This is a genomic window from Rhizobium sp. N731, from assembly GCF_001664145.1.
Lineage (GTDB): Bacteria > Pseudomonadota > Alphaproteobacteria > Rhizobiales > Rhizobiaceae > Rhizobium > Rhizobium esperanzae.
Genome location: NZ_CP013601.1, coordinates 180,462 through 197,349, shown reverse-complemented (window position 1 = coordinate 197,349; position 16,888 = coordinate 180,462). Strand labels below are relative to the sequence as shown.

Annotated in this window: 16 protein-coding genes; 11 read left to right on the top strand and 5 right to left on the bottom strand. The window is 62.6% G+C overall.

Going from position 1 to position 16,888, the window contains the following annotated elements; genetic code table 11:
• The 4 genes from AMK02_RS00925 to AMK02_RS00910 all read right to left on the bottom strand — a co-directional run bounded on the left by AMK02_RS00925 (position 1) and on the right by AMK02_RS00910 (position 5,854).
• Positions 1–1,638 carry an ABC transporter ATP-binding protein gene (locus AMK02_RS00925; protein WP_064800273.1) on the bottom strand — a complete coding sequence of 546 codons (1,638 nt, stop codon included), beginning with the start codon at positions 1,636–1,638 and terminating at the stop codon, positions 1–3.
• Positions 1,635–2,783 carry an ABC transporter permease gene (locus AMK02_RS00920; RefSeq protein ID WP_064800272.1) on the bottom strand — a complete coding sequence of 383 codons (1,149 nt, stop codon included), beginning with the start codon at positions 2,781–2,783 and terminating at the stop codon, positions 1,635–1,637. The genes AMK02_RS00925 and AMK02_RS00920 overlap by 4 nt, the downstream gene beginning before the upstream one ends.
• A complete protein-coding gene (locus AMK02_RS00915; protein ID WP_064800271.1) occupies positions 2,783–3,871 on the bottom strand; it encodes a microcin C ABC transporter permease YejB in 1,089 nt (362 codons plus the stop codon). The genes AMK02_RS00920 and AMK02_RS00915 overlap by 1 nt, the downstream gene beginning before the upstream one ends.
• 150 nt (positions 3,872–4,021) lie before the next feature.
• On the bottom strand, positions 4,022–5,854 hold the full coding sequence (locus tag AMK02_RS00910; protein ID WP_064800270.1) for an extracellular solute-binding protein: 1,833 nt from the start codon (positions 5,852–5,854) through the stop codon (positions 4,022–4,024).
• Positions 5,855–6,127: 273 nt separating this feature from the next.
• On the opposite strand from AMK02_RS00910, the gene mepA reads away from it, so the two are divergent.
• From mepA to AMK02_RS00880, 6 genes are all read left to right on the top strand, one after another.
• The gene (gene mepA, locus AMK02_RS00905; protein ID WP_064800269.1) at positions 6,128–7,201 is read left to right on the top strand and encodes a penicillin-insensitive murein endopeptidase; all 1,074 of its coding nucleotides are present in this window, start codon (positions 6,128–6,130) and stop codon (positions 7,199–7,201) included.
• A gap of 86 nt (positions 7,202–7,287) precedes the next feature.
• Positions 7,288–7,668, top strand: a complete 381-nt coding sequence (locus AMK02_RS00900; RefSeq protein WP_064707596.1) for a methylglyoxal synthase — start codon at positions 7,288–7,290, stop codon at positions 7,666–7,668.
• Between the two features lie 17 nt (positions 7,669–7,685).
• The gene (locus tag AMK02_RS00895; protein WP_064800268.1) at positions 7,686–8,711 is read left to right on the top strand and encodes a glucokinase; all 1,026 of its coding nucleotides are present in this window, start codon (positions 7,686–7,688) and stop codon (positions 8,709–8,711) included.
• A gap of 123 nt (positions 8,712–8,834) precedes the next feature.
• The gene (locus AMK02_RS00890; protein ID WP_064800267.1) at positions 8,835–10,622 is read left to right on the top strand and encodes an ABC transporter ATP-binding protein; all 1,788 of its coding nucleotides are present in this window, start codon (positions 8,835–8,837) and stop codon (positions 10,620–10,622) included.
• A gap of 15 nt (positions 10,623–10,637) precedes the next feature.
• Positions 10,638–11,462, top strand: coding sequence for a 4-hydroxy-tetrahydrodipicolinate reductase (dapB, locus tag AMK02_RS00885; protein ID WP_064800266.1), 825 nt, complete (start codon positions 10,638–10,640; stop codon positions 11,460–11,462).
• Between the two features lie 20 nt (positions 11,463–11,482).
• A complete protein-coding gene (locus AMK02_RS00880) occupies positions 11,483–12,118 on the top strand; it encodes a 2,3-bisphosphoglycerate-dependent phosphoglycerate mutase (protein WP_064800265.1) in 636 nt (211 codons plus the stop codon).
• A gap of 55 nt (positions 12,119–12,173) precedes the next feature.
• Here AMK02_RS00880 and phnF read toward each other — a convergent pair whose 3' ends face one another.
• Entirely contained in the window at positions 12,174–12,911 is a 738-nt protein-coding gene (gene phnF, locus AMK02_RS00875; RefSeq protein WP_064800264.1) for a phosphonate metabolism transcriptional regulator PhnF, read from the bottom strand.
• A 110-nt stretch (positions 12,912–13,021) separates the two neighbouring features.
• Here phnF and phnG point away from each other — a divergent pair, with 110 nt between their 5' ends.
• From phnG to phnK, 5 genes are read left to right on the top strand one after another with little or no spacing between them, the layout of a single operon-like run.
• Positions 13,022–13,498, top strand: a complete 477-nt coding sequence (phnG, locus tag AMK02_RS00870) for a phosphonate C-P lyase system protein PhnG (RefSeq protein WP_064800263.1) — start codon at positions 13,022–13,024, stop codon at positions 13,496–13,498.
• Positions 13,498–14,106 (top strand): phosphonate C-P lyase system protein PhnH, encoded by a 609-nt coding sequence (phnH, locus tag AMK02_RS00865; protein WP_064800262.1) that lies wholly within the window; start codon positions 13,498–13,500, stop codon positions 14,104–14,106. Before phnG ends, phnH begins: the two co-directional genes overlap by 1 nt.
• 4 nt (positions 14,107–14,110) lie before the next feature.
• Entirely contained in the window at positions 14,111–15,217 is a 1,107-nt protein-coding gene (locus AMK02_RS00860) for a carbon-phosphorus lyase complex subunit PhnI (protein ID WP_064800261.1), read from the top strand.
• Positions 15,214–16,089, top strand: coding sequence for an alpha-D-ribose 1-methylphosphonate 5-phosphate C-P-lyase PhnJ (locus AMK02_RS00855; RefSeq protein WP_064800260.1), 876 nt, complete (start codon positions 15,214–15,216; stop codon positions 16,087–16,089). The genes AMK02_RS00860 and AMK02_RS00855 overlap by 4 nt, the downstream gene beginning before the upstream one ends.
• Positions 16,086–16,862, top strand: a complete 777-nt coding sequence (gene phnK, locus AMK02_RS00850; RefSeq protein WP_064800259.1) for a phosphonate C-P lyase system protein PhnK — start codon at positions 16,086–16,088, stop codon at positions 16,860–16,862. The genes AMK02_RS00855 and phnK overlap by 4 nt, the downstream gene beginning before the upstream one ends.
• Positions 16,863–16,888 lie beyond the last annotated feature (26 nt).

Here is a 16,888-nt window from a genome sequence, read left to right as displayed (position 1 = left end):
TTACTGCTGCACGGCGGGCGTCGGCACCGCCTCGATGTTGAACGCGGCTGCCATCAGCGCCTTGGTGTAATCGTCCTTGGGCGCGCGGAAGATTTCCGCGGAGGGACCTTGCTCCACCACCTTGCCGAACCGCATGACGATGACGTCGTTGGCGAGCGCCTTCACCACCTTCAGGTCGTGGCTGATGAAGAGATAGGCGAGGTCGTGTTTCTTTTGCAGATCGCGCAGGAGGTCGACGACCTGCGCCTGCACGCTCATGTCGAGCGCGGATGTCGGCTCGTCGAGCATGACGAAACGGGGCTTCAGCACCATGGCGCGAGCTATGGCGATGCGCTGGCGCTGGCCGCCTGAAAATTCATGCGGATAGCGCCAGCGGGTCAGCGGATCGAGGCCTACCTCCTCCAGCGCCCAGCAGACACGCTGGTCGCGCTCCTCGGCGCTCAAGGCGCGCTCATGCACCTTCAGCCCTTCGGCAATGATATCGCCGACCGACATGCGGGGGCTGAGCGAACCGTAGGGATCCTGGAAGACGATCTGCAGCTGATTGCGCAGCGGTCGCATCTCATTGAACGAATAGCCGGCTATATCCTTGCCGATAAAGGCGATCCGGCCCTGTGAAGAGATCAGCCGGGTGAGCGCCAGGCCGAGCGTGGTCTTCCCGGAGCCGGATTCGCCGACGACGCCGAGCGTCTGGCCGGCGCGCAACGAAAGATCGATGCCGTCGACGGCCTTCACATGATCGACGACGCGGCGCATCAGCCCCGCCTTGATCGGGAACCAGACGCGGATATCCGAACCTTCCATCACCACCGGTTTCGACGGGTCGGCGAGCGGCGGCTCGCCGCGCGGTTCGGAAGCGAGCAGATGGCGGGTATAATCGTGCTTCGGATTGGCGAAGACTTCCTCGACCGTCCCGGTTTCAACAATCCGGCCCTTGGTCATGACGCAGACGCGGTCGGCGAATTTGCGCACGATGCCGAGATCGTGGGTGATGAACAGCAGCGACATGCCGTGTGCCGTCTTCAACTGCCGGAGAAGCTCGAGGATCTGCGCCTGCACTGTGACGTCGAGCGCCGTGGTCGGCTCGTCGGCGATCAGCAGTTCCGGCCGGTTGGCAAGCGCCATGGCGATCATGACGCGCTGGCGCTGACCGCCGGAGAGTTCGTGCGGATAGGCCTTCAACCGCTTCTCAGGCTCGCGGATGCCGACCTGATTCAACAATTCCAGCACCCGTTCGCGCGCCGGCTGGCCGGTAAGCCCCTGGTGCAGGGCGAGGATCTCGGCGATCTGCTTCTCGATCGTGTGAAGCGGATTGAGCGAGGTCATCGGCTCCTGGAAGATCATGGTGATGTCGTTGCCGCGCACCTCGCGCAGCGCCCGCTCCGATGCCTTCAAGAGATCCTTGCCCTTGAACAGGATTTCGCCGGAGGGATGGCTTGCCGAGGGATAAGGCAGAAGCCGCAGGATCGAGTTGGCCGAGACCGATTTGCCGGAGCCGGATTCGCCGACGAGCGCCACGACCTCGCCTTTGGCGATATCGAAGGAGATCCGATCGACGGCAAGCGAGGCTTCGCCGCCCTGATGAAAGGCAACCGAGAGATCGCGGACGGAAAGGAGCGGTTCTGTCATGTCACTCATTGAAACGTCTTCCTCGGATCGAAGGCGTCGCGCACGGCTTCGCCGATGAAGATCAAAAGGGAAAGCATGATCGACATGGCGAAGAACGCCGTCAGCCCGAGCCAGGGCGCCTGCAGGTTGGTCTTGCCCTGGGCGATCATTTCGCCGAGCGAAGGCGAGCCCGGCGGCATGCCGAAGCCGAGGAAGTCGAGCGAGGTCAGCGTCGTGATCGAGCCGGAGAGGATGAAAGGCAGGAAGGTGAGTGTCGCCACCATGGCGTTCGGCAGCAGGTGGCGCCACATGATGGTGCGGTTGTTGACGCCGAGCGCGCGGGCGGCGCGGACATATTCGAAATTGCGGGCGCGCAGGAATTCGGCGCGCACCACGCCGACGAAGCTGACCCAGGAGAAGAGCAGCATGATGCCGAGCAGCACGAAGAAGCCGGGCGGCAGGATCGCGGCGATGATCAGCAGGATGTAAAGCACCGGCATCGACGACCAGATCTCGATGAAGCGCTGCAGCAGGAGATCGGTCAAGCCGCCGAAATAGCCCTGCACCGCCCCTGCCGTCACGCCGATGATTGCCGAGCAGATGGTCAGCGCCAGGCCGAACAGCACCGATATGCGGAAGCCGTAGATGACGCGCGCCAGCACGTCACGCGCCTGGTCATCGGTGCCGAGCCAGTTGAGATTGCCGAGCGTGCAGCCGGGATCATTCGCCCCTTGCGGATAACCGGAGCAGCGTTCCTCCTTGGTCATCAGCCAGAAGGGGGCGGTCGGCGCCGAATGCGGAATGTTCGAGTTGACCGAGCGGTAGGAATAGCGGATCGGCGGCCAGATCATCCAGCCATTGGCGTTGATCTCGTCCGATATCACCGAGGAGCGGTAGTCGGTTTCGGCGAGGAAGCCGCCGAATTTTTCCTCGGGATAGTCGATCAGGACGGGAAACAGGATTTCGCCCTTGTAGGAGGCGATGATCGGCCGGTCGTTGGCGAGGAACTCGGCAAAGAGGCTGAGCGCGAACAGCAGCAGGAACAGCCACAGCGACCAGTAGCCGCGGCCGTTCGCCCGGAAATTCTTCCAGCGGCGGATGTTGGTCGGCGACAGCAGGCCCTTGCGCGGCGGTTTGACCGGGGTTGCGGTGGCGGGGTTTGCGGCGGCGTCCATCAGACATCCCTCCGCTCGAAATCGATGCGCGGATCGATCCAGGTGTAGATCAGGTCGGAAATCAGGCTGACGAAGAGACCGAGCAGCGAGAAGATATAGAGTGTCGCGAAGACGATCGGATAATCCCGGTTGACCACCGAGAGATAGCCGAGGCGGCCGAGGCCATCGAGCGAGAAGATGTTTTCGATCAGCAGCGAGCCGGTGAAGAAGGCGGAGATGAAGGCGCCGGGAAAACCGGCGATGATGATCAGCATGGCGTTGCGGAAAACATGGCCGTAGAGCACCTGCCGCTCGTTCAAGCCTTTGGCGCGGGCGGTGACGACATATTGCTTCTTGATCTCCTCGATGAAGGAATTCTTGGTCAGAAGCGTCGTGGTAGCAAAGGCGGCTAGCGAAAGCGAGATCAGCGGCAGAGTGAGGTGCCAGAAATAATCGAGTGGCTTCTGCCACCAGGCGAGCTCACCGAAATTATCGGAAACGAGGCCGCGCAGCGGAAACCAGTCGTAGAAGGAACCGCCGGCGAAAAGCACGATCAGCAGGATGCCGAAGAGAAAGCTCGGAACGGCATAGCCAATGACGATGACGCCCGAGGTCCAGACATCGAAGGTCGATCCGTCCTTGACCGCCTTGCGGATGCCGAGCGGGATGGAGATGGCGTAGGAGAAGATCAGTATCCAGATGCCGAGCGAGATCGATACCGGTAGCTTCTCCTTGATGAGGTCGAGCACGGAGGTGTTGCGGAAGAAGCTCTCGCCGAAATCGAAGCGGATGTAATTCCACATCATCTCGCCAAAGCGCGTCAGCGGCGGCTTGTCGAAGCCGAACTGTTTTTCGAGCTTGGCGATCAGCTCCGGATCAAGCCCCTGGGCGCCGCGATACTTCGAACCTTCGTCGCTGCCGCCGCCACCGAGGAGATCGCCGCCGCCGGACAGGCGCTGATCAGCGCTGTCGGCCTGGCCGGTCAGCTGGGCAATCACCTGCTCGACCGGGCCGCCGGGTGCAAATTGAACGACGATGAAGGAAATTGCCATGATGCCGATAATGGTCGGGATCATCAAAAGCAGGCGGCGAATGACATAGGCACCCATCAGCCTTCAGCCTCCGGGATAGTTTTTCCTGTCTGCACGCCGTTCATTCCAATGCCGCTCAATCCGCCAGCCTTCCCTTGCCGGCCTCGCCGGCTTGTCGTGATTCGCTCGTGCCATTTGGAGCCCAGGGCCCCGTTAATGCAAGCCCGCTCATTTTGCCGAGGCCGACCACCAGGCATCGGGGAAACCAAGGCTGTAGGCCGGAAATTCGGCAGGATGCGTGACTGTGTTCCAATAGGCAATATTAACGGTATCGCGGTAGAACAGCGGGATGACGTAGTGATTTGCCAGCAAGACCCGGTCCATTGCCTTGATCGCAGCGACCTGTTCATCGCGGTTCGGCGCGAAGATAATCATGCGGATGAGCTCATCGACGGCTGGGTTGGCAATGCCGGCGTAGTTGCGAGAACCCTGCTGGTTGACAGAGCCGGATCCCCAATAGTCGGCTTGCTCGTTGCCCGGATTCATTGTCTCCGCCCAGACATTCCAGATCATATCGAAGTCAAAGCTGCGTTCGCGGTTGACAGCTTGCGAAGCGTCGACTGTCCGAACTCGCGCATCTATGCCGATTTTCTTGAGATTGCTGGCATAAGGCACTGCCCAGCGCTCCAACATGGGGCTCGACAATAATATCTCGAAACTCATTGGCTGGCCGGTCTTGGTATTGACCATGCGATTGCCCTTCAGCTCCCAGCCGGCTTCTTTCAGAAGAGCAATCGCCTTTCGGAGGTTGTCGCGGCTCTTCTGCGGATCGCCGCCAACGGGATTGGTATACGGCGTCGTGAAGACCTCGGGCGGAACCTTGTCCTTCATGCCTTGCAGAATTTCCAGCTCCCGCCCCTGCGGCAGACCGGAGGAGGCGAGCTCGGTATTCCAGAAATAGCTGTCGATGCGCTTGTAACTGTTAAAGGCAACGGTGCGGTTCAACTCCTCGAAATCGAGGCCGTAGTTCAGCGCCTCGCGGACCCTGATATCCTTGAAGAGGTCACGCCGCATATTCGGCACAAGAGCCTGCAGAATGCCGGTGGAGCGCAGGGGATTTGCAACCTCTTCCTTCTTGACGCGTCCTTCCTTCACTGCAGGAAAATCATATCCAGTTGCCCAGCGGGCAGCCGTTGTCTCCTGCCAATAGTCGCTATTGCCGGCACGAAAGGCTTCGAACTCAACATCGCGGTCACCGAAATAGGTGTAGATGACATTGCGGAAATTGTTCTGGCCGACATTCACATTGAGGTCCTTGCCCCAATAGTCGTTACGCAGCTCATAGCGGATCGTTGCGCCGGGCGAGAAGGAAGCAATCTTGTAAGGCCCGGACCCCATTACGGGCTCCAGCGTCGTTTTGGTAATGTCACGCGGCTTGCCATCCGCTCCGGGCGCTTCCCACCAATGTTTCGGCACAATCATTAACTGGCCGAGAATGTTGGGCAGTTCGCGGTTGTTCTTCTCATCAAAGGTGAAGGTCACATCCCGCTCGCCGGTCTTTTCCGCTTTGACGACGTGATGGTAGTAGTTCCCGGCGACGGGGTTCAATTCCTTAGTCTTGTCCAGGCTGAAAATGACATCTTCCGGAGTTACCGGCTGACCGTCCGCCCATTTTGCTTCCTTGCGCAGGCGAAAGGTCGCGCTGGAGACGTCATCGGGATAGGATAGCCCCTCGGCAAGCAGACCGTAAGAGACGAGAAGTTCGTCATCGGCCGGCTTCATCAGCGTGTCGTAAGCAAGTGAGAGGCCTATCGCCGTTTGGCCTTTTGCCAGCAGAGGGTTGAAGGTGTCGAAGGCGCCGCTGGCGGAAAGACGCAGATCTCCACCTTTTGGAGCATCGGGATTGACGTAGTCGAAGTGCGCAAAGCCCGGCTTGTACTTCATCTCGCTGATGACCGAGCTGCCAATCTGAAAGGGTTGGTCCTGAGCTGTTGCCGTCATCGGCGCTAAGGCTCCCGCAAGCGTCAGAAACAAACCGATCTTCGACCACAAAGCCGCCATTCACGCTCTCCCCTAATTATTGGTGGGTTCGACAATACGAAAAATACAGGCGAAAAACAGGAGAGAGTTTGGTTTTTGCCGGGCTCGCGAAATTTTGACCTTGCTTTGCCGCGCCAAGGTTGAAGACCTCATCGGAATTGCAGGCGGCCGCAACGCTGCGGCGATCCGTCACCGCCGCCGCCTGTCGCCGCTAGCCAAAACATCGATTCACCAAAATCGCTTTTCACGATAGATTTGCGGCAAATCACTTCGGCAGCGCTTCAAGGAAACAGTATGGCTTTCGGCTTCGTTCAGGCTTTCAGAACATTCGGCAGACTGGCGCTTGCCGGCGCGATCGGGGCCGGCCTTGCCGCCGGCGATGTCGTCGCCGAGCAGAAAACGCCGAGCCCCGGCAGCGCCAAGGCGCTGTTCGCAGGCGTCAGCCTGCCGACGCAGGGGCCGGCGCAGCCGATCGGCTTTTATGCAAAGGGCTGCATGACCGGCGCGGTGGCGCTGCCGACCGACGGGCCGACCTGGCAGGCGATGCGGCTTTCGCGCAACCGCCGCTGGGGCAACCCGGCGATGATCGCGCTCCTGGAACGGTTTTCGCAGGATGCGGTCAAATATGCCGGCTGGCCGGGCATCCTCGTCGGTGATGTCGCCCAGCCGCGCGGCGGGCCGATGCTCAACGGCCATTCCTCGCACCAGATCGGCCTCGATGCCGATATCTGGTTCACCCCGATGCCGGCGCGCCGCATGACGGCTGAGGAGCGCGAGGACCTGCCCTTCACCAGCATGCTGCAGAAGGACAAGTTCCTCACCGTCAACCCCAAAGTATGGACGGAATCGCGGGCGCGGCTTTTGATGCTGGCGGCGAGCTATCCCGAAGTGGAGCGCATCTTCGTCAATCCGGCGATCAAGAAGAAGATGTGCGACACCTGGACCGGTGACCGCACCAACCTTGGAAAGCTGCGGCCGATATACGGCCACGACTCGCATTTCCACATCCGCATCAAATGCCCGCCCGGTGCTGCCGGATGCACGCCGCAAGCTCCCGTCGCCTCAGGAGACGGCTGCGACAAGTCGCTCGCCTATTGGTTCACCCCGGCACCTTGGGCGCCGCCGAAACCGCCCAAGCCCGGCGCCAAGCCGCCGAAGCCGCCGCGTGAGATGATGGTCTCCGACCTGCCGAAGGCCTGCTCTGCCGTGCTCGATGCCGCTTCCGTCGCTTCGATGCAGGCTGCCACCTATGGCGGGCCTTCCGCCGTAAGCGCGTTCGCCGCCGCTCCGGCAGCCGCGCCGGCTGATGACGACGAGGGGTTGCCGGATGTCGGCCCCGTCCCGAACGACAAGCCGGCGATCCAATGAAGGGGCGGACGCATTGTCTTTCAAATCGCAAATACTTGGTATAAAGCGATCAAATCGATTGAATTGTTGGGGCGGAGAATCACTTCATGGCCGGCAGCAAGTGCCTTGCGCTGATCGCGCATGACCAGAAGAAGGACGACATGGCGGCGTTCGCCCGCGCCAATCAGGACCTTCTTTCGCGCTGGAAGATCGTCGCGACAGGTACCACCGGCGGTCGCGTGCTCGATGCCGCTCCTGATCTCGACGTCACCAGGCTGAAAAGCGGGCCGCTCGGCGGCGACCAGCAGATCGGCGCGCTGATCTCGACCGGAGAGGTCGACGCGCTGATTTTCTTCGTCGACCCGCTGACGCCGATGCCGCATGATGTCGACGTGAAGGCGCTGATGCGGCTCGCCATCGTCTACGACATTCCGATGGCACTCAACCACGCGACCGCTATAAAGCTCCTTCCCACACTCGAAGCCTGATCAGCACGGAACCGGCCATGCCCAAACCCAGCCACAGCACCGCTCCGCTTCCCTTCCCGATCCTGATCGGCGATATCGGCGGCACCAATGCCCGCTTCTCCATCCTGACCGACGCCTATGCCGAACCGAAGCAGTTTCCGAACGTGCGCACGGCGGATTTCGCCACGATCGACGAAGCGATCCAAAAGGGCGTGCTCGACAAAACAGCGGTGCAGCCGCGCTCGGCGATCCTCGCTGTCGCCGGCCCGATCAACGACGACGAGATCCCCCTGACCAATTGCGACTGGGTGGTGCGGCCAAAGACGATGATCGAGGACCTCGGCATCGAGGACGTGCTCGTCGTCAACGATTTCGAGGCGCAGGCGCTGGCGATCGCCGCCCTGTCGCATGAAAACCGCGAACGTATCGGCAGCGCCACCGGCGACATGGTCGCCTCGCGCGTCGTGCTCGGACCTGGCACCGGCCTCGGCGTCGGCGGGCTCGTGCATGCCCAGCATACTTGGATCCCGGTCCCCGGCGAAGGCGGCCATATCGATCTCGGGCCGCGCAGCAAGCGCGATTATGAGATCTTTCCGCATGTCGAGACGATCGAAGGACGTGTTTCGGCCGAACAGATCCTCTGCGGACGCGGCCTCGTCAATCTCTATAACGCCATCTGCGTGATCGACGGCATCCAGCCGACGATGAAGGATCCGGCCGAGATCACCTCACATGCGCTTGATGGCAGCGACAAGGCCGCCGTCGAGACCGTTTCGCTGTTTGCCACCTATCTCGGCCGCGTGGCGGGCGACATGGCGATGGTGTTCATGGCGCGCGGCGGTGTCTATCTCTCCGGCGGTATCTCGCAAAAGATCCTCCCGGCGCTGAAGAAACCGGAATTCCGGCAGGCTTTCGAGGACAAGGCGCCGCATAGCGCGCTGCTTCGCACCATCCCCACCTATGTCGTGACGCATCCGCTGGCGGCGCTCGCCGGGCTTTCGTCCTATGCGCGCATGCCGGCCAATTTCGGCGTATCGACGGAAGGCCGCCGCTGGCGGCGCTGAGCCAGCGCGTGTCCCTCCGGGCCGCGCCGCGGTCTAGCCAAACCAGTCCCAACTCTTTATAGAGCCGGCCAAAGTGCGCGCCACGTTCACGACGCGCTCAGTCTCGGACAGGAAGCTTGATATTTGGAAGCCGTGGAAAGCAGAAAGCAGAGCGTCAGCAGCGATACCGTCACCGGCATCCTGAAGCGCATCATCGCTGAAAACGGCCGCGACCATCTCTGGGGTTATGTCTTCGCAATCGCCTGCCTCGTGGTCGTGGCGCTTTCGACGGCGTTCACCGCCTGGATCATGCGGGCGATCATCGACGAGGCCTTCGCCAATCGCCGCGCCGACGTCGTCTGGATCATCTGTCTTTCGATCTTCGTCGCCTTCGTGCTGCGCGGCTTTGCCAGCTACGGCCAGGCCGTGGCGCTTTCCAAGGTCGGCAACAATATCGTCGCCCGCTATCAGCGCCGCCTCTATGCGCATCTGATGACGCTTTCCGTTGGCTTTTTTAGCGAGGCACGCTCGGCTCATATCGCCGCGCAGGTGAGCCAGAACGTCAGCGGCATCCGTGACGTGCTCAACCTGACGATCACCTCGACGGTGCGCGACCTCCTGACCTTCGTTTCGCTGATCGGCGTGATGGTCCTCCAGGACCCGCTGCTCAGCCTCGCCGTCTTCATCATGGCGCCGCCGCTGCTCTATGCACTGCGTTATATTTCCAAACGCCTTCGCTCGGCAACCCGCGAGGCCGTGCATCTGAACAGCCACGTGCTGGGGGCCATGCAGGAGACGATCCAGGGTATTGCCATCGTCAAAGCCTTCACGATGGAAGAGGAACTGGAGAACAAGGTCAACAAACTCATCACGGCCGCCGAGAATCGGGCGAACCGGATTGCCCGGCTTTCCGAGCGCACCTCGCCGCTGACGGAGAGCTTCGCAGGCTTTGCCGTCGCCAGCGTGCTTGCCTATGCCGCCTATCGTTCGATCTATTACAATGTCGCCCCGGGCGCCTTCTTCTCCTTCGTGACGGCGCTGCTGCTTGCCTATGACCCGGCCCGCCGCCTTGCCCGCCTGCAGGTGCAGATGGAACGCGCCGTCGTCAATGCACGGATGATCTACGAACTGCTCGACATGGAGCCGCGCCAGCGCGACCTGCCGGATGCCCGGCCGCTGACGGTGACACAGGCCAGGATCGAATTCCGCAATGTTTCCTTCGCCTACGGCAATGAAAGCGTGCTGAACGGCGTCAGCTTCGTCGCCGAGGGCGGAACCACCACGGCGCTCGTCGGCCCCTCGGGTGCGGGCAAATCCACCGTCATCAGCCTCATTCCGCGCTTCTACGATCCGCGCGAAGGCGAGATACTGATCGATGGGCAGGATATCGCCCACATCACCAAGAAGTCGCTGCGCCAGCAGCTCGCCTATGTTTCGCAGCAGCCCTACCTGTTCGAAGGCACGATCCGCGACAATATCCGCTATGGCCGGCCGGAAGCGACCGACGCCGAGGTGGAAGAGGCGGCCCGGCTGGCCTATGCGCATGATTTCATCTCGGCGCAGCCGCAGGGTTACGATACGCCGGTCGGCGAAAACGGCGTGACGCTTTCGGGCGGCCAGCGGCAGCGGCTGTCGATCGCGCGGGCTTTGGTGCGCAACGCGCCGATCCTGCTGCTCGACGAAGCGACCTCCGCGCTGGACACCGAATCCGAGGCTGCCGTGCAGAAGGCGCTCGACGAGGCGATGACCGGGCGCACCGTCGTCGTCATCGCCCATCGGCTTTCGACCGTCGTGCGCGCCGACAAGATCGTCGTCATGCAGCAGGGTCGGGTGGTCGAGGAAGGCAATCATGAGACGCTTGCGAAGGTCAGCGACGGTCTTTACGCTCGCCTCAACAACCTGCAGAGGCCCTCGGCCTCGGATTCATACTAACCTGGTGAGACTGACATGAGCGATGCTGCGATGAAACTGGTGGTGGTCGGCGCAGCTGGGCGCATGGGGCAGACGCTGATCCGGCTCATCCATTCCATCGAGGGCGTGACTTTGCATGCCGCCGTCGAGCGCCCCGGTTCGCCGTACGTCGGCAGGGATGCCGGCGAGATTGCCGGGCTCGGCCCGACCGGCGTCATCATCGGCGACGATCCGCTCAATGCCTTCCTGCATGCCGAGGGCGTGCTCGACTTCACCTCGCCGGCGGCGACGGTGGAATTTTCGGGCCTCGCTGCCCAGGCCCGCATCGTCCATGTCGTCGGCACCACCGGCTGTTCGGAAGACGACAATGCCAGGATCGCCGCGGCCGCCCGCCATGCCCGCGTCGTCAAGTCGGGCAATATGAGCCTCGGGGTCAATCTGCTCAGCGTGCTCGCCGAGCAGGCAGCGCGGGCGCTCGATCCTGATGACTGGGATATCGAAATCCTGGAAATGCATCACAAGCACAAGGTGGATGCGCCTTCCGGCACCGCGCTTCTTCTCGGCGAGGCCGCGGCCAAGGGGCGCGGCATCGATCTGGCCTCGAAATCGGTCCGGGTGCGCGACGGCCATACCGGCGCTCGGCAAGCCGGCACAATCGGCTTTGCGACGCTGCGCGGCGGCTCCGTCATCGGCGAGCATTCCGTGCTTTTCGCCGGAGAAGGCGAAATTGTCACCCTGTCGCACAGTGCGGCCGACCGCTCGATCTTCGCGCGCGGCGCCATCAAGGCGGCGCTTTGGGCGCGCGACAAGAAGCCGGGCCTCTATTCCATGCTCGACGTGCTCGGGCTTTCTTCCCAATAACGACATTCGGAGACATATTGATGAGCGGAACCCTCGTCCTCGTTCGCCACGGCCAGAGCGACTGGAACCTGAAGAATCTCTTCACCGGCTGGAAGGATCCCGATCTGACTGAACTCGGCATTCAGGAAGCCAACACGGGAGGCGCCGCACTTGCCGAATACGGGATCAAATTCGACGTCGCCTATACCTCGGCGCTAGTGCGCGCGCAGCACACGCTGAAGCTCATCCTCGACAAGGTCGGCCAGCCCGATCTCGAAACGATCCGCGACCAGGCGCTGAACGAGCGCGACTACGGCGATCTCTCCGGTCTCAACAAGGATGACGCGCGCGCCAAGTGGGGCGAGGAACAGGTGCATATCTGGCGCCGTTCCTATGACGTGCCGCCGCCGGGCGGCGAGAGCCTGCGCGACACCGGCGCCCGTGTCTGGCCTTACTACCTCACGGAAATCCTGCCGCGCGTGCTGCGCGGCGAAAAGGTGCTGGTCGCCGCCCATGGCAATTCGCTGCGCTCGCTGGTCATGGTGCTCGACAAGCTGAGCAAAGAAGGCGTGCTCGCCCTCAATCTCGCGACCGGCGTTCCGATGGTCTACAAGCTGAAGGCGGATTCCACCGTCGCGTCCAAGGAAGTTCTGGGCGATATGTCCGGCGCACACTAATTCGATGAGGCGTGCCGCCGGAAGCGGTCGGCACGCCTTGCCTCAATTATTGGCCTCAGTTCTCGATCGTGAACTGCACCCGGTCGGCGGCGAAACGGCTGATCGAATATTGCACCGGCACGCCGTCGAGATCGGTGTTCATTGCCTTGGCGATCAGCAGGATCGCGCCGGGGGTGAGTTCCAGATCGGCAAGGTCGGCTGTAGCAGCATGGGCGGCCGTCACCTCGGTCGTCGCCCGGACATAGTCCGCCAGCCCGAGCTCGGCGAAAGCCTTGGTGATCGATTCATGCTTTCGGTAGGCCTCGCCGATCCCCGCGAAGCGTTCAGCGGGAAACCAGCTCGTCGCCTTTGAAACCGGCCGCCTGTCGGCATGGCGCAATGTTTCCAGCCGGATCACCTGCTCGCCCTGTTTCAGGCCCAACCAGCGGGCAACCTCGGCACTCGCCTCCTCCTGCGCCTCATCGAGCAGAAGACCACGCGTCTCACGCGCCTGATCGCCGATGCCGGCGGTGAAGCGCGTGCGCCGGGTGATCGGGAAGTTCAAGCGCTCCTTACGCTCGATCAACGTGCCGCGACCTTGCACCGCGCGCACGATTCCCTCCTGCGCCAGCGCCGCCAGCGCACTGCGTACCGTATGCCTGTTAACGCCGAATTGCAGCGCCAGCACCGTTTCCGGCGGCACCATTCCCGTTTCGTCATAGGTTCCATTGCCGATCGCCTCGCGAATTCGATCGGCGATCTGACGCCAGAGCGCCACACCTGTCTGCCTCTGCACCTGCTTCAGTCCTGCCATTCTGCCCCTGCCTTGCCCCACGATGTCACACGCTTGTCACGACACCGATTTAAGGCTAGGTATAGCTTGTATGGTTGTCTATATCAATAGACATTTCGGGGAAAGCAGCGATGATATCAGCGGACAAGAAGGACGCCGCGTCACAGACGGTCTCGGAGCGCAAACGCGCCGCCGATCTGCTGGCGCGTGCGGAACGGAGCGAACTCCAGGCAGCCTGGGATGCGTTGCCGCAGAAGCCCGTGGCTTATCCGGTGCGCGGACCGGAGACGGGACTGGTGATGGTGCGCGGCCGCATCGGCGGCGGCGGAGCTCCTTTCAATCTCGGCGAGGTGACGGTGACGCGCGCAACGGTGCGGCTCGAGACCGGCTCCATCGGCCATGCGCAGGCGCTCGGCACCGACCGGGAGAAGGCCCGCCTTGCGGCGATCTTCGATGCGCTCTGGCAGGAGGAGGCGACCAGGGATTTCGTCGAACAGGCGCTGCTTTCGCCGATTGCCGCACGCATCGCCGTCGCTGAGCGCCGCAAGGCGGACGAGACGGCGGCAACCCGCGTCGATTTCTTCACCATGGTACGGGGAGACAACTGATGGGTCTTGCGACAGAAGCCTTGACCGGCGGTTTTGCCGACCCGGTTTTCCATGCGCAGAGCGTCTTCAAGATGCTGATGGACGGCATGGCCCGTCCCGGCGCCATCCAGACAGTTGCGCCCGATATCGCTCCGCCGGCGCCGCTCGGCATTGCCGCCGGCGCGATCGCGCTCACCCTTTGCGACCACGACACATCAGTCTGGCTTACCTCGGGACTGGCGAAATCCCCCATGCCGGAGTGGCTCGGCTTCCACACCGGCGCGCCCCTGACAGCCGAAAAGGCCGATGCGCGTTTTGCCTTCATTGAGGCGGGCACTGCGCTTTGCTCCTTCGGCCTCTTCGCATCAGGCACGCAGGAATATCCCGACCGCTCGACGACTGTCGTCATCGAACTTCCCGAACTCGAAGGCGGACGCAGGCTGGCGCTGATGGGTCCGGGCATCCAGAGCGTCGTGGAGATCGCGCCGGCGGGGCTGCCGGAGACCTTCCTCAGGCTCTGGACCGAGAACCGTGCGCTCTTCCCGCGCGGCATCGACATCGTGCTGACGTCGGGCACGCGCTTCGCCTGTCTGCCGCGCACCACCAAGATCACAGCAACGGAGATCTGAGCTCATGTATGTTGCCGTCAAGGGTGGCGAGGCCGCCATCGCCAATGCCCACCGTCTGCTTGCCGACCGCCGCCGCGGCGACCGTTCGCTGCCGGCGATCGGCATCGAGCAGATCGTCGAACAACTCGCCCTCGCCGTCGACCGCGTCATGGCCGAGGCCTCGCTTTTCGACCGCACCCTCGCCGCGCTGGCCGTGCGTCAGTCGCGCGGAGACATGATCGAGGCGATCTTCCTGCTGCGCGCTTACCGCACGACGCTGCCGCGCTTCGGCTATTCCAAACCGCTCGACACGGCTGAGATGACGATCGAACGGCGCATCTCGGCGACCTACAAGGACCTGCCGGGGGGCCAGCTTCTTGGTCCTACTTTCGATTATACTCACCGGCTGCTCGATCCCTCACTGCTTCAGGACGAAGCGGTCGAGGCGCCCGCGCAGCGCACAGCCGAGACCGGCCGCGTCATGCGCGTCTCCGAAATCCTCGGCGAGGAGGGCCTGATCGAGGCTGACGGCGACATGCCCGAAGATCACGAGATCGGCGATCTGACCCGCGAGCCGATGGAATTCCCGATGACCCGCGATCTGCGCTTGCAGGCGCTTTCCCGCGGCGATGAAGGCTTCCTGCTGGCGCTCGGTTATTCCACGCAGCGCGGCTATGGCCGCAGCCACCCCTTCACCGGCGAGATCCGCATCGGCGCGGTCGAGGTGGAGTTCGACGTGCCGGAGCTCGGTTTCGCCGTCTCGCTCGGCGTCATCCAGATCACCGAATGCCAGATGGTCAACCAGTTCAAGGGCTCGGCCAAGGCGCCGCCGCAATTCACCCGCGGCTACGGCTTGGTCTTCGGCCAGAGCGAGCGCAAGGCGATGGCAATGTCGCTTGTTGATCGGGCGCTTCGCGCCGAAGAGCTCGGCGAGGACATCACCGCGCCGGCCCAGGACGAGGAATTCGTCATCTCCCATTCCGACAATGTCCAAGCGACGGGCTTCGTCGAGCACCTAAAGCTGCCGCATTATGTGGATTTCCAGGCGGAACTCGATCTCGTCCGCCGCATGCGCCGCGAATTCGAAGCCGCCCGCAATGCCCGCGAAGACATGAAGGAAGCCGCCGAATGAGCGATCTCGCCAGCTACAACTTCGCCTATCTCGACGAACAGACCAAGCGGATGATCCGCCGCGCCATTTTGAAGGCGATCGCCATTCCCGGTTACCAGGTGCCCTTCGCCAGCAGAGAAATGCCGATGCCCTATGGCTGGGGCACCGGCGGTGTGCAGGTGACGGCCTCGATCATCGGGCCCGATGACGTGCTGAAGGTGATCGACCAGGGCGCCGACGACACGACCAACGCCGTCTCGATCCGCGCCTTCTTCCAGAAGGTCGCCAATGTCGCGGTGACAACGCGCACCAGCGAGGCGACGATCATTCAGACGCGCCACCGCATTCCGGAAGAGAAGCTCGGGACCGGCCAGGTGCTCGTCTATCAGGTGCCGATCCCCGAGCCGCTGCGTTTCCTCGAACCGCGCGAGACCGAGACGCGCAAAATGCATGCGCTCGAGGAATATGGCCTCATGCATGTGAAGCTCTATGAGGATATCGCCCGCAACGGCCGCATCGCCACGACCTATGCCTATCCGGTCAAGGTGTTTGGCCGCTACGTCATGGACCCGTCGCCGACGCCCAAGTTCGATAATCCGAAGATGCACAGATCGAACGCGCTGCAGCTTTTCGGGGCCGGCCGAGAAAAGCGTATCTATGCCGTGCCGCCCTATACCGATGTCGTCAGCCTGGACTTTGAAGACCATCCCTTCGAGATCCAGCGCTTCGACAGGCCCTGCGCGCTCTGTGGCGCAGAGGATGTCTACCTCGATGAGGTCATCCTAGACGACAAAGGCGGGCGCATGTTCGTCTGCTCCGACACCGACCATTGCGAAGATCGCCGGGCCCAGGGGCATGCCGGCGAGATGCTGGCCCGGGAGGCTGCAGAATGACCGACACACCGCTTCTCAAGGTCAACGACCTCTCGAAGTTCTACGGCAAGCGCATCGGCTGTCGGAACGTCTCCTTCGAGCTCTGGCCCGGCGAGGTGCTGGCCATCGTCGGCGAATCCGGTTCGGGCAAGACGACGCTGCTCAACTGCATCTCCACCCGGCTGATGCCGACGACCGGCAGCGTCGAATACCATATGCGCGATGGCAGCTACCGCGACCTCTATCATATGAACGAGGCCGAACGCCGCTTCCTGATGCGCACCGACTGGGGCTTCGTGCACCAGAACCCGGCCGACGGGCTGCGCATGACCGTCTCGGCCGGCGCCAATGTCGGCGAACGGCTGATGGCGATCGGCGACCGGCACTACGGCAAGATCCGCTCCACCGCCATCGACTGGCTCGAACGCGTCGAGATCGATGCCGATCGCATCGACGATCAGCCGCGCGCCTTTTCCGGCGGCATGCGCCAGCGCCTGCAGATCGCCCGCAACCTCGTCACCGGTCCGCGTCTGGTCTTCATGGACGAGCCGACCGGCGGCCTCGACGTTTCGGTGCAGGCGCGTCTGCTCGATCTGGTGCGCGGCCTCGTCAACGATCTCGGCCTTTCGGCCATCATCGTCACCCATGATCTTGCCGTCGCCCGTCTGCTTTCGCACCGCATGATGGTGATGAAGGACGGCTCCGTCATCGAACAGGGTCTCACCGACCGCGTGCTCGACGATCCCAGGGAGCCTTACACGCAACTGCTCGTCTCCTCGATCCTGCAGGTCTGAGCCGTCGTTAGAAAATAGGAAGAAAC